The following is a 13,467-nucleotide window of genomic DNA, read 5'->3' on the forward strand; positions in this document are numbered from 1 at the left end:
TTTTATTTGGCACAATAAGGTCATACCATATTATGCCGATGCATAATGGATATTTATAAAATTGCACATAAATTGACCTTATATAAAATACATTCTATCGGAGGATAAAAAAATGAATGAATTACTAACAAATATCTATGATGAGTATAACCGTTACATCTATCACCTTTGTTTAAAACTAACTCGCAATCAAAATGAAGCAGAAGATTTGATGCAGGAAGTTTGGGTAAAAGTTGTACGTTATGAAGAATCAGTAGCAAAAGTAGACCATGTGAAAGCTTGGCTGACAACCATTACGATGAATACATTCCGCGACCGCTATCGCAAAAATGTTCGTCGCAGTAAATACATGATGAATCAACCTGAACAATTAGACGTACCGATTTTAGATTTGGTTCCCAACAATGACTTTACGACAGAAGAAATTGTGGAAAAAACAGAAATCACGAAAATTGTGCAGGAAAAAATGAGCCAGCTTGATAATATTTATCAAAAAACATTATGGTATTTCTATGTGGACCAATTTTCATTAGCCGAAATTTCTGATCTGATGAAAGTTTCAATTGGTACTGTGAAATCACGTTTATTCCGCGCAAAAGCACGCTTAAAAGAAATATTACTATCCGATAATGGTGTCGCAGAAGCAGTATTAGCTTAATAATTTTTAGGACGAAAGCTATGGCAAAAAGTTGCTGTAGCTTTTTTATGTTAAATTGCCCTTTATAATGGCGAATAAGTTGTGTAAAAGGGCGATTAAAAAATTTAAGTGGCGAATATATGTGGAAGTAGCTAATAAAATTCTGAAAGTGGATATTATGACATTGGTATTGACGATTATGATAGCTCAGTTGGCGAATATAGAAGCAAGTATGGCGAATAACTCACAAAAAATGACGAATAAAATTAAAACACGTTCACCTGATTCCCGATCTAAACTAAAAAACCACGTGAGCAGTGAATGCTCGCGTGGTTTAAAATTTCGCACATTTTTCAAAGATTGCTGTTAAAGTTTTAATTTCATCTTCTGTTAACATACCGAACAGATTCTCAAAAAGATTATCTACTTGTTGGCGAGAGCGTTCGAGTATTTCGATTCCTGCTTCTGTAATATGAATTTGCGAAGCGCGGCGATCCGCTTCATTTTGAGTTTTTTCAATTAGTCCAGCTTTAATAAGCTTCGTCGTCAAAACCGTTACACCGCCTGTAGTCACTTTTAGCTTCTCGGCAATGGCAGAAGGACGCTTTGGTCCGTCTGTATGTAAGTAAGCTAGAATTAAAATATGTGATTTTGAAAAGCCTAGCTGATTTTGACTATTCCATTGATTGGCAATTTTGCGTTCTAACGATGTCATCTTTTCAAAAAGGTCGGATAATTGCTCGCGTTTATGCTCATTCATTTAAGTGTCAACTCCAAATGTTATCGCTATTCTACGGCTAATTTTTGAAGGGCATTTAATTCAAATGCTCGCACTTTTCGTGGAATGAAACGACGAATGTCCATTTCGTTATAGCCGATTTGAATGCGTTTTTCATCAAGTAAAATAGGGCTGCGCAGCATGCGTGGATGATGTTGAATCAAATTGTACAGTTCCTGAATGGATAACTGATCAATATCAATATCAAGGTTTTTGAAATCATTCGAGTTTGTCGCAATAATTTCATCTGTACCGTCTTCTGTCATACTTAAAATATGTTTAAATTCTGCTAATGTTAAAGGTTGAGAAGTTGTTCTCTTTTCCGTATAAGCAATGTTATTTTCGTTTAACCATTTTAATGCTTTTCGTGATGAGGAACAGCTTGATTGTGTATAGATTGTTACTGTCATAATAATTTTCCTCGCTTTCCCATAATCAATAATTTGGTGATAGCTTAGTTGTAAGACATTTATTTATAATAATATCTTACCAGTAAGCTATTTATAATGCAACTGGTTTTTTTATATGTTTACCTTTATCTGTATACCCATTCTTCTAATAAAATATACGTATTCTTATAAAAAAAGTTTCAATTTTTATATTACAGTTTTGTAAAGAAACTAAGAGAGAAGGAGATTAATAATATAGAAGAAATAAATCCTCGAATTTCTAATATATTCTCCACTTTTTCTAAAAAGAACTTAAAATATTCAAATTAAAATAAAAAATAAAAAGCAGTACACTCCATAAAGAGAGTATACTGCTCCAACAATTTATTTAAATTCGTTTAATTCCTTCGTTTCACGCGTAGTGAACCAATCTTGTACATTCCATACTTTTGTTGCTAAGCCTTCATAGAACTCAGGCTCATGCGATACAAGAACGATTGTGCCTTTAAATTCTTTCATCGCACGTTTTAGTTCTTCTTTTGCATCAACATCTAAGTGGTTTGTCGGTTCGTCAAAGATTAACCAGTTTGTTTGGTCCATCATCAGCTTGCAAAGACGTACTTTTGCCTGCTCACCACCAGAAAGTGAATTCAGTGGGCGAGTAATATGATCTGTTTTAAGACCAGCGCGTGCTAATGCTGCACGGACTTGTGCCTGTTCCATTGAAGGGAAGGCATTCCATACATCATCAATCGGCGTAATTTTATCAGCTTTTACTTCCTGTTCAAAGTAAGATGGCTCTAAATAATCGCCTAAAATGACTTTCCCGTCCAGCGGTTGGACTTTCCCTAGCATTGTTTTTAATAGAGTCGATTTCCCGACACCATTCATGCCTACTAGTGCAATTTTTTCGCCGCGCTCAATTTGGAATGTAAGAGGAGGCAGTAACGGCTTTTCTTTATCATAGCCAATAACTAAGTTTTCGGCTTCAACTACGTAACGGCCAGGTGTACGTGCTTCTTTAAAGCTGAATTCAGGTTTAACAGCAGTTTCTGGACGATCAATACGCTCCATACGATCCAATTGTTTCGCACGTGATTTCGCACGGCCACTTGTTGAGTAACGAGCCTTATTGCGGGCAATGAAATCTTCCTGCTGCTTAATAAATTCCTGTTGTTTTTCATATGCATCAATATGCTGACGTTTATTTATTTCCGCAAGCTCAATAAACTTTTCATATGTTGCCGTATAACGCGTCATTTTTGCGAATTCCAAATGTAAAATGACATCAACTACATCATTCATGAATTCCGTATCATGCGAAATTAAAAGGAAAGCATATGGGTAATTTTTTAAGTAGTTTTTTAACCAAGTAACATGTTCTTCATCCAGATAGTTCGTCGGCTCATCCAGTAACAGTACTTTTGGCTTTTCCAGTAAAAGCTTGGCAAGCAGTACTTTTGTACGCTGACCACCTGATAATGCTGCAACATCGCGGTCAAGGCCAATTGCATCTAATCCTAAACCACGAGCAATATCATCAATTTTCATATCTAATGTATAGAAATCGCCTGCATCCAGTGCATCCTGGATTTCAGCCATTTCTTCTAAAAGCTTGTCATAATCTGCATCTGGCTCTGCAAGCTCAGCTGAAATTTCATTTAAGCGTGCTTCTTTTTTGTACAACGGTAAAAATGCATCACGCAATGCATCGCGCATCGAACGACCAGCCGTTAAAACCGTATGCTGATCTAAATAACCGTAGTGTGTGCCAGGTAGCCATTCTACTTTTCCTTCATCGTGAATTGCCTGACCTGTAATAATGCTCATTAATGTCGATTTCCCGACACCATTTGCACCTACTAAACCAATATGATCGCCTTCTACAAGACGGAACGATACATCTTTAAATAATGTACGGTCACCAAATGAATGACCTAACTTTTCAACAGTTAAAATTGCCATATATAATCCTCCGAGTGTTTTTATTGTATAAGTAATAGTATGGTAAAAAGTAATATAAAATTAGCGGATAATATAGTTGATTGGAGTGTAGGTGGCGAGTGCAACTGTCGGCTCCGCCTATCGTTGCAGAGCGAAGCAGAGTCAAAGAAGTCACTCAAAGCTTCCTGGGGAATAGCCTGACGCCTGAGACTACAGGCTCGGGCCACACCCCCGGAAAGCGTCCGCCGAAACGGAAATCAACAAGTACCAAAAACGGCATTATATTACTTTGCTTTTTCCTCAAAAAAAACCCGCAACATTAAAGTGCTGCGAGCTGTTTGTTTAGTTCTGCTAGCCGTGCTTCCATATTTTCAAGACGTACGAGCGCTTGATTGACTGAGTCTGGATGGCCTACTGATTCAAGCTTTTCCATATCGCCTTGAAGATTGATGTAATCCATCTTTAATTCGGCGATTTGCTGCTGCAGCTGGTCTTTTGTTAACATCGATAATTGCTCCTTTACGAACGAAAATTTACCTTTTCATATTGTAACATAATGCATTCTAATATGGAGGATAAGAAACCTTAATTTTTTGCGGAATCTATATAAGAAACACATTAATATATACCCGAAAGGCGCAGACTACAATTACCAATACTTAAATGTGTGCCATATTATGGCGGGCATAGGCTAAATCCAACAGTAAATTTTTTAATATCTCATTATTTGTCAAAATTTCAAGATTTCGTTGTTTACGGACAGCTCGTTCGCGACGTTGTTCATGAAGTAAAAGCTCCATTACCGCATTTTGAATAATAGATTGTTTCATTTTCCGGCCTAAACCGATATGGATAAAGCCATTCATTTCACGAGTGAAAGCATAGTTGAGTTCATTATCATGTTGAGCGGTTGTAATGCAAGGAATACCGGCTGCTGCAACTTTATATGGTGTATAGTTGGCATTACAAATAATTAAGTCCGCTTGTGGCATTAGTTGAAGAAGTGCGTCGGACTTTTTGACTATGACTGTATTTTTCCGGCTTAAAGCCATTAATTTTAAACTATCCAAGTCATGCTTATAATCATCATCAATGGCAACGGAAATTTTCAGCGGGATGTGCAACTGTGTTAGGTGGCGCAATGTGCGGTATGTTAAATTATTGTTATCTCCATCTTCAAAGGCGACAACAATGTGCGGGAGTTCGCCCTTTATAGTGCTGTCAGGTGTTTCGAGAACTTCATATGCAACTTTCTCTAAGTTCGGTGGAACGGCAAATGCATAACTGCCTGCAAGCTCGTGTACATGTGAATCTTCATGAGATTCGCCAAACAGAGCGACGAGGTGGCAGTCTATCAGCTGTGCCCCAACTCCAAAATCATCAAAGTGAACAATAGTAGAGCAAAATGGTCTAATCATTTCAACTTGTTCTACTAGTGTATCTTTTCCGTCGTGAATAATTAAATGTGGTTCAATCTCACGGATTTTCTTTTTAAGCTCAGTAAAACGATCGAAAAGATTAATATTTAAGCCTGTTTGGGCCAATTTATCAATGAGCTGCTGGTTATTAGTTTTAACGAATAGAATGACACTCTCATCTTGCAATAAATTTGCTAATGTTACCGCACGTTCAAAAGGATACGTCCCTTTAATATCACATTGTTCGATAATCCAGATAATTTTTCTTTTTTGCACGTATATCCCATCCTTTCCACTATCTCTATAAAATATGGTGGAATAGCCGAAATTATGAATGAGAGAGTACATACATTAAATCGTAGAAAAGAGGAAAGATATGAAAGTAATGCGTTCAGCTTTAGTCGTAGGTGCAACAGGATTAGTTGGGACGGAACTCGTTAAGCTGCTGTGTGAAAGTGAAGAATACGCGGCAGTAAATGTCCTTTCGAGAAGACCGCTTGATTTTTCCCATCCGAAATTGGATGTAAGACTTTGTGAATTTGATCAGATTGCTGAGTGTGATTTTGAGTTTGCGCATGAAGTGTTTTGCTGCTTAGGAACAACGATGAAAAAAGCAGGGTCAAAAGAACAATTTGAAAAGGTTGATTTTGAGTTTCCATTGTCAGTTGCCGCACTTGCTAAAAATAAGGGTGTCGGTCATTTTATCGTTATTTCGGCAATGGGTGCAAATGAAAAAGCGTTCGCATATTATAGTCGGGTAAAAGGGAATTTAGAGAGGGAATTGATTAATATGGATTTCCCGAAACTATCTATTGTCCGCCCCTCATTAATAACCGGGAATCGTCCGGAGTTTCGGTTAGGTGAGACGGTGGGGGAAAAGGTATTAAAAGTGCTCAATCCTTTACTGGTGGGTCCGATGAAAAAGGTACGTTCAATCCCTGCAAAGCAAATTGCTAAAGCTATGAAAGTCATCGCGCTGCATGGTAAAAAGGAAAAAATAGCAATTTATTTATCAGATGAGCTTTTGGAATTGGAAATGCCGATAAATGTAGAAAAAGACTCATTTATAGACGAGGAGGTAACCTTCAATTGGAAGAAATTCCACGAAGAAGAGTTACCACATGCAGATAAAGATACTGAAATCGATCACAGTAAATTAAAGGAAGCCGACAAAGAAAAATAGCATTTTTATTCCGACATAACAATGTCAGACAAAAGACTGAAATTGATCTTTCCTAAGCAACTACCTATTATCAAAATAAGTTATTCTGATACAATATGAGTACAACGAGTTACATGGAGGAACAATTATGAAAATATTACTTGTCGACGGCACCATATTTGGCCGTAAAACCGGCGTTCTTTTGGAGCAAGTTCAACAATATATCGAAGCTTTTAACCCTTCACTGGAGCTGGAGATATTATATTTCTCAAAATTAAAGCATCAAATTTTAGATGGCAGTCCGCTTAACGACGATATGAAAATGATGATTCAAAAATTTGAAGAAGCTGATGCTTATATTTTTGCTTCACCGATCTTTCAGGCATCTATTCCTGGTGTATTGAAAAATGCGTTTGATATGATTCCACCAAAAGCAATGCGCTACAAGCCGGCAGCGATTATCGGCAATGGCGGTACGTATCAGCACCATTTAGTATTAGAAAACCAATTACGTCCGATTTTGGACTATTTCCGATGCCTAGTTACACCAAACTATGTATATACGCATGCTGATCATTTTGATAAGGATAATAAAATTATCGATGAAGATGTACACAACCGTCTTCGTGAATTGGCACGAGTATTCGTTCAATATTGTGAAATGACGAAAACATTGTCAAAGCAGCCAGTAGATATTCAGTAAAATAAAGTGAAGTGTCCCGAAAATGGATGCTTCACTTTTTTTGTTTAGCTTGTCATCTGCCGTAGGGGTATATCATCTTTAGTTGGATTCTAAATAATGGAAATTAATACATTCTTCAGATTGAATCTCATGTGATTTTGTTGTAGCATGAATATTCATCTGGAAATAAGTAAGTAAAATTTTTACTTTTGGAGCATTTGGAGGCGAACAGAAGATGGAACAAACGATTTGGCAAAAGGAAGAGGCGCATTTAAAGCAAATTAGTGCGCTGTTAAAACAACAAATCGAAGTGCAGACAAACCATTTAAAAAAGCAAAAAGGCGACATTGTCGAGGAACGTACACAAGCGTCTTCGGAGTTTAATGATATTTCAGGGGAAAGTGCCATCCAGTTTTCACAAATGCTACAGACGATGCAATTACGTGAACGAGAATATGTACAGCAAAGTGAACAACTTGCCAAGATGCAAATTTTATATAAAAGTCCATATTTCGGACGCATATCACTCGAAAATGAACAAGGTGAGCGCGAGCATTTATATATTGGCCTATCGACTTTTAGGGAGCCAGTAACGGATGATGTTCTAATTTATGATTGGCGTGCACCGATTTCGAGTCTTTTTTATGAAAACAAAGTTGGACAGGCACGCTATCAAATTCCGGACGGCGAATATATTTCTGTAACGATTCAAGGACGCCGCCAATACAAAGTGAAGTATGATGAGTTGTTGCAGGTATTGGATGCGGATATTTATGTAGGAGATGAAGTACTACAAAGCCTTTTATCCGATACCGCAAAGGAAAAGATGAAGTCGATCGTTGCTACAATCCAAAGTGACCAAAATATCGTCATTCGTTCTTCAAATAAAGACAACCTCATTGTACTAGGACCACCCGGTAGTGGGAAAACGTCAGTAGCGATGCAGCGAATTGCCTTTTTGCTCTATGAATACCGTCAGACAATGAATGCGCGTAGCATTTTACTCATTTCACCATCGGATTTGTTTAATGACTATATTTCAAATGTTTTGCCGGAGCTCGGTGAGGAAAATGTACAGCATACAACTTATTATCGTTTATTGCGCGATTTAAAATTAACACATTACAAAGCGGAAACAAGCTACGAAAACATTGAGCGGCTGCAACTTGCGACCGATGAAGGGCGTGAATATTATGCATTTAAGGGGTCGCATAATTATGTAAAACAACTGCTCAATTATATTGCGAGCATAAAAAAGGCGGGCATGCCATTTTACAACTTAAAGGTAGAAGGGAAACTATTCGTTTCTGCAAAAAAGCTAACCGAATTGTTTTATGAGAAATATGGTGCACTGGACATTGATTTTCGCCTGAAAAAAATCCGTAATGTTCTATTGGAAAAAGTGGGGCAGCAAAAATCGAAGGACCGTAAAGTATTGATGAAAGAACTAAAGGCTGTAAATGCTTACATCGGAACGGATAAGGAAATTGAACAGCAAGTAAATGAAAAGCTGCAAAAAAGATATGGAAAGCTAGAAAGTACAATTCAGCAACTCGGTTTCGTTAACATCAATAAAATGTATATTAATTCACTCGGATTCGAAAAAGATGATTTATTTATGCAGGCGATTCAAGAGGCAACTACTGAAACATTAAAAAATCGCATATTGTATTATGAAGATTTAGCGCCAATTATGTACTTGCAGGCAATTGTCAAAGGCTTGTATGCCAATAATACAATCAAACATATCGTTATTGATGAAATTCAGGATTATTCTTATTTACAGCTCTTAACAATTAAAGCGATGCATCCGAAAGCCCATTACACATTGCTGGGCGACAAAAATCAACTCGTGCATCCACAAATGAAGGATTCACTGGCTGGTCCATTGGCAAAGCATTTCAAAGTAGTCGAGCTGAATAAATCCTATCGCTCAACAAATGAGATTACCGATTTTATGAGTGCCATATTGAACAATACGACGACACAATCGCTCGGTGTATCAGGTGAGAAGCCGCAAGTTATTGAGACTGCGACTGTAACTGTAACTGTAACTGATACGATTGCCCAACTCGTAAAAGTACAATTTAAAGAGCAGGACAGCTTTGTCATATTATGCAAAAATAAGTTAGCCTGTGAGCAGTTATATCATGAATTAAAGCCACTCGTACCACAATTGCAGCTCGTAACGGAGGAGCAAAAGGTATATATGAAGGGCATTTTAATTATGCCGGGCTATATGGCGAAGGGATTTGAATTTACGACAGTGGTTGTAGCGGATGCGAATGCTGGGGTCTATACCGAAAAGATGGATGCTTATTTACTTTATACAATGGCTTCTCGTGCCACACGCCAATTATTTTTTGTGACAGGTGGAACTTTACCAAAAGCTCTTGCACACATTGGCGAACAGTATTATCGTAAAGAGGAGAACATTTAGGCGTACTTTGTCGTCTAACAGAAGATAACAACTTTTTTAGGAGATACAAATGGAAAATTTTGATTTAATTTTAGTTTTAAAGCACTTTATTATCGGATTGGTGCAAGGTTTAACAGAGCCAATTCCAGTTTCGTCCAGTGGTCACGTAATGATTGCAAGTGAAATTTTAGGGTTGGGTGAGCAAGGATTTATGTTCGCCATTTTAACGAATACAGCATCATTAATCGCCATTATGTTCATTTTTCGTGAAGATATTATTCGATTGCTTACGGGATTTTTACTGTTTATTAAAACACGTGATGCTAGGTACCGTGCAGACTTTAACTTTGCGATATACGTTATAATCGGCTCTATTCCAGCTGGTGTCTTAGGTGTATTGCTTAGTGATGTAATTGCAGATAATGTTAGCATGACGATCATTGCTATCATGTTATTTGTTACAGGGATTGCCTTATGGCTAATTCGTAATTTGCGAGGAACAAAGCGTGACGGTGATCTAACAACTAAAGATGCATTTCTAGTTGGTTTAGGGCAAGCGGTTGCATTAACACCGGGTATTAGCCGATCAGGTGCGACAATTATATCTGCCATTGCAGTTGGCATGAACCAAGAGACGGCTTTACGATTCTCATTCATGCTGTATATTCCGGTAAGTTTAGGCGGAGTAGTATTAGGTTACACAGATTTCTTAGCGGAGCCAAATAAAATGGACTTAGCCATTCCCTACACAGTAACGTTCCTTGCAACGTTATTTATGACATACTTTGCTATGCGTTGGTTTATGGGAATCATGAAAAATGGTAAGTTGCATTATTTCGCATATTACTGTTTCTTGGTTGGTACTTTATTGTTAATTTTCTATTAGTTAAGCCAGGCACGTTTCGGAGGAGGATTTCGAAACGTGCTTTTCTTTTTAGGGACTTTAACATATTGTATCTTGACAAAGTATACAAACTTCTATTTAATTAGTTAGTCTAACTAACTAATTTTTGGAGGAGAAGAAGTGACATGACATTCTTTTTACAAATACATCGTTTTCATAAACGTTATACGGCACAGTTAGCTACTATTTTGGCTCCGCATGAATTATCGAATGCCAACTGGTCGCTTTTACATTATTTAATGGAACATGGTTTAACGACAACAAGTCAAATAGCAAAATACTGGGATGTGGAAAAACCAACTGTATCAGCAAATGTCAAAACATTAACCCAGCATGGACTAATTCAAATAAAATACGGGGAAGACAAACGTGAAAAATATTTGAGTTTGACAGAAAGCGGAGAAGATTTATATGGAATCATTTTTCCGGAAATTAAATTACTGCAACAGCGGTTATTAAGTACATTAACGAAAGAACAACAAAAAAAATTTCAACAAGCCTTAAATGAAATGGAACAATTATTGAAAGAAGGATTAATATGAATGAAGTAAAAGAACCTATTTGGACAAAGGATTTTATTGTTGTATCAATCATTAATTTTATGTCTATTTTAATATTCTTTCTGTTAATGGTAACAATCTCTAGCTATGCAGTCGAAACGTATCATGTCTCAACAAGTATTGCAGGTCTTGTATCGAGTATCTTCATTATAGGAACATTAATGGGTCGATTAGGAGCCGGGCGATTGATTGGAAATAGCGGTCCGCAAAAAGTACTGTTGACTGGTTTAATTGTATTTTTTATTGCGACAACTCTTTATTTATTTGAGTGGGGGGTTACGTATTTATTGGTAATCCGTTTATTACAAGGGGTCGCAGTCGGTACAATTGGTACAGCAACAGGGACAATTGTTGCCACGATTTTACCTGCAACGCGTAAGGGAGAGGGAATTGGCTACTTTAGCTTAAGTGCTGTTTTGGCAACAGCAATAGGGCCCTTTGTAGGGATGTTTATGATGAGACTTGAAAATGGCTTTGATGTAATTTTCTATACAAATACAGTATTATCATTACTTTTATTAATTGCCTCATTATTTGTTAAAGTGTCAATAAATCAAAAGAATACTAATTCAGAGCATCAATCAAAAAAATTATCACTACTTGAAAAATTTATCGAACCGAAAGCATTGCCGATTTCATTTGTTGCGTTACTAATCGGTTTTGCCTATTCAGGTGTTATGTCATTTTTAACGTTTTATGCAAGGGAAATCAATTTAGTAGAAGCTTCAAGCTACTTCTTTTTAGCATATGCCTTTATCATTATATTTTCACGCCCTTACACAGGGAAATTAATGGATTTACGTGGACCAAATATTATTGTGTACCCATGTCTCGTTATTTTTGCAGTCGGTATGCTGCTATTTAGTCAAGCTTCAGCAAGCTGGATGTTACTTGTTGCTGCTGCCTTGATCGGACTTGGTTATGGGAACTTTAATTCAATTGCCCAAACAATTGCTGTTAAAGTGACTGAACCACATCGTTTTGGTTTAGCTACATCGACTTACTTTATTTTGTATGATTTAGGTTTAGGTATTGGACCGTTTATTCTAGGGATGGTAGAGCCGCATACAACTTACCGTATGATATTTGCATCCATGATTCCACTTATTTTAATCTGTATTCCACTTTATTATTTTTTAGTAGGAAGAAAAACGAAAACGGTGTAATTGACACATCTATGTCATAAATAAACTAGCAATAGGTAGGCATTTTCTTAATTGATACTTACCTATTGTATATTGATTAGAAAAGTGCTAAAATTTTGAAAATTCCAAGTGAAAGAAGAGAAACATCAATGCAGTATTCTGATAGTATTTTAAACACACCATCATCATTTATCCGTAATATTTTAAAAGTAACGGACTCAGCGGATGTCATTTCATTTGCCGGGGGATTGCCAAATCCGATTTCTTTTCCAATCGGGCAGTTGAAAGAATCTGTTAATCATGCGATTGATGAAAGTGGTGCGAAGGTTTTCCAATATTCCACGACTCAAGGGTATTTACCACTACGTCAGTATATTGCAGAAAAACATAACAAAAAGCAGCCCGGTCTGGATTATACAGCTGATGATGTACTGATCACAACTGGATCACAGCAGGCATTGGAGCTTATTTCGAAAGTACTTTTAAATAAAGGCGATGGCGTTATTATAGAAGAGCCGGGATACTTAGGGGCAATTCAGGCATTTACACTTCGTGAACCGACTTTCCACGGTGTCACTTTGGAAACGGAAGGTATAAATGTAGCGGAATTGAAAGAGGCACTGAAAAAGCCAAATGTCAAAATGGTTTATACAGTACCCAATTTTCAAAATCCAACCGGTTTAACTTATACACAGGAGCGCCGGGAAGAAGTTTATGAAGCGGTGAAAAATGAAGATATCATTTTCATTGAGGACGATCCATATGGCGAGCTGCGTTTTACAGGAGAGCATTTACCCTATATTGCAGCAGGTAAGATGGAAAATAGCGTCCTATTAGGTTCTTTTTCAAAAACAGTTGCACCAGGTATGCGCTTAGGTTATATGCTTACGAAAAATCATGAATTTTTAAGTCATGTTGAAACGGCAAAGCAAGCATCGGACTTGCATACGAATATTTTTGCGCAGTACACGTTGCATCATTATTTAACGAATAATGCCTATGAGAAGCATGTTGAAAAAATAATTGCTCTCTATAAGGAGCAATCAAATGCGATGTTGACCGCAATAGAAAAATATTTCCCGCCATACGTTTCCTATACAAAACCTGAAGGCGGCATGTTTATTTGGGTAACGTTGCCAGAAGGGGTAAATGCCCTTGAAAAATTCCATGAAGCAATGGATCAAAAAGTGGCCTTTGTACCGGGCAATCCATTTTACACATCGAAAAAGGAAGTAAACACGATGCGCCTTAACTATACAAACGCTACCCCAGAAATTATTGAAGAAGGCATTAAACGATTAGGGCAAATTTTATAAATTCATACTTCGAAGCTATTGTGTTGATTCATTCAAGCAATAGCTTTTTTATATAAACCATTTATAGGAAATTTGTGAAATAGTAGTATAATATTTTATAAAATACCCATTTG

At 37.0% G+C, this 13,467-nt stretch carries 13 protein-coding genes; 8 read left to right on the forward strand and 5 right to left on the reverse strand.

All coding sequences use genetic code 11. The annotated features are described in order from the left end of the window. Positions 1 to 112: 112 nt before the first annotated feature. A complete protein-coding gene (locus MHH95_RS06470) occupies positions 113 to 658 on the forward strand; it encodes an RNA polymerase sigma factor (protein ID WP_191700699.1) in 546 nt (181 codons plus the stop codon). A gap of 313 nt (positions 659 to 971) precedes the next feature. On the opposite strand, the gene MHH95_RS06475 is transcribed toward MHH95_RS06470, so the two are convergent. From MHH95_RS06475 to MHH95_RS06495, 5 genes are all read right to left on the reverse strand, one after another. After that, positions 972 to 1,397: a MarR family winged helix-turn-helix transcriptional regulator gene (locus tag MHH95_RS06475; RefSeq protein ID WP_191700700.1), complete on the reverse strand. Its 426-nt coding sequence runs from the start codon at positions 1,395 to 1,397 to the stop codon at positions 972 to 974. Positions 1,398 to 1,423: 26 nt separating this feature from the next. After that, positions 1,424 to 1,825, reverse strand: a complete 402-nt coding sequence (spx, locus tag MHH95_RS06480; protein WP_191700701.1) for a transcriptional regulator Spx — start codon at positions 1,823 to 1,825, stop codon at positions 1,424 to 1,426. Positions 1,826 to 2,188: 363 nt separating this feature from the next. Further along, on the reverse strand, positions 2,189 to 3,769 hold the full coding sequence (locus MHH95_RS06485) for an ABC-F family ATP-binding cassette domain-containing protein (RefSeq protein WP_340726836.1): 1,581 nt from the start codon (positions 3,767 to 3,769) through the stop codon (positions 2,189 to 2,191). 298 nt (positions 3,770 to 4,067) lie between these two features. Beyond that, entirely contained in the window at positions 4,068 to 4,253 is a 186-nt protein-coding gene (locus tag MHH95_RS06490) for an SE1832 family protein (RefSeq protein ID WP_191700703.1), read from the reverse strand. A 154-nt stretch (positions 4,254 to 4,407) separates the two neighbouring features. After that, positions 4,408 to 5,442 carry a PseG/SpsG family protein gene (locus tag MHH95_RS06495; RefSeq protein WP_340726837.1) on the reverse strand — a complete coding sequence of 345 codons (1,035 nt, stop codon included), beginning with the start codon at positions 5,440 to 5,442 and terminating at the stop codon, positions 4,408 to 4,410. Between the two features lie 100 nt (positions 5,443 to 5,542). Between MHH95_RS06495 and MHH95_RS06500 the strand changes: the two genes are divergently transcribed. From MHH95_RS06500 to MHH95_RS06530, 7 genes are all read left to right on the forward strand, one after another. Next, positions 5,543 to 6,349, forward strand: coding sequence for an NAD(P)H-binding protein (locus MHH95_RS06500; protein ID WP_340726838.1), 807 nt, complete (start codon positions 5,543 to 5,545; stop codon positions 6,347 to 6,349). A 127-nt stretch (positions 6,350 to 6,476) separates the two neighbouring features. After that, complete coding sequence (locus tag MHH95_RS06505; protein ID WP_191700706.1) at positions 6,477 to 7,031, forward strand: NADPH-dependent FMN reductase; 555 nt, start codon at positions 6,477 to 6,479, stop codon at positions 7,029 to 7,031. Positions 7,032 to 7,245: 214 nt separating this feature from the next. Beyond that, complete coding sequence (helD, locus tag MHH95_RS06510; RefSeq protein ID WP_340726839.1) at positions 7,246 to 9,450, forward strand: RNA polymerase recycling motor HelD; 2,205 nt, start codon at positions 7,246 to 7,248, stop codon at positions 9,448 to 9,450. Between the two features lie 49 nt (positions 9,451 to 9,499). Next, positions 9,500 to 10,315, forward strand: coding sequence for an undecaprenyl-diphosphate phosphatase (locus MHH95_RS06515; protein WP_340726840.1), 816 nt, complete (start codon positions 9,500 to 9,502; stop codon positions 10,313 to 10,315). A 143-nt stretch (positions 10,316 to 10,458) separates the two neighbouring features. Next, the gene (locus MHH95_RS06520; RefSeq protein WP_340726841.1) at positions 10,459 to 10,875 is read left to right on the forward strand and encodes a MarR family winged helix-turn-helix transcriptional regulator; all 417 of its coding nucleotides are present in this window, start codon (positions 10,459 to 10,461) and stop codon (positions 10,873 to 10,875) included. Further along, positions 10,872 to 12,059 (forward strand): MFS transporter, encoded by a 1,188-nt coding sequence (locus MHH95_RS06525; protein WP_340726842.1) that lies wholly within the window; start codon positions 10,872 to 10,874, stop codon positions 12,057 to 12,059. The genes MHH95_RS06520 and MHH95_RS06525 overlap by 4 nt, the downstream gene beginning before the upstream one ends. A 95-nt stretch (positions 12,060 to 12,154) precedes the next feature. Continuing rightward, the gene (locus MHH95_RS06530; RefSeq protein ID WP_340726843.1) at positions 12,155 to 13,354 is read left to right on the forward strand and encodes an aminotransferase-like domain-containing protein; all 1,200 of its coding nucleotides are present in this window, start codon (positions 12,155 to 12,157) and stop codon (positions 13,352 to 13,354) included. The last annotated feature ends 113 nt before the right edge of the window (positions 13,355 to 13,467 follow it).

Source organism: Solibacillus sp. FSL K6-4121, from assembly GCF_038002585.1.
Lineage (GTDB): Bacteria > Bacillota > Bacilli > Bacillales_A > Planococcaceae > Solibacillus > Solibacillus faecavium.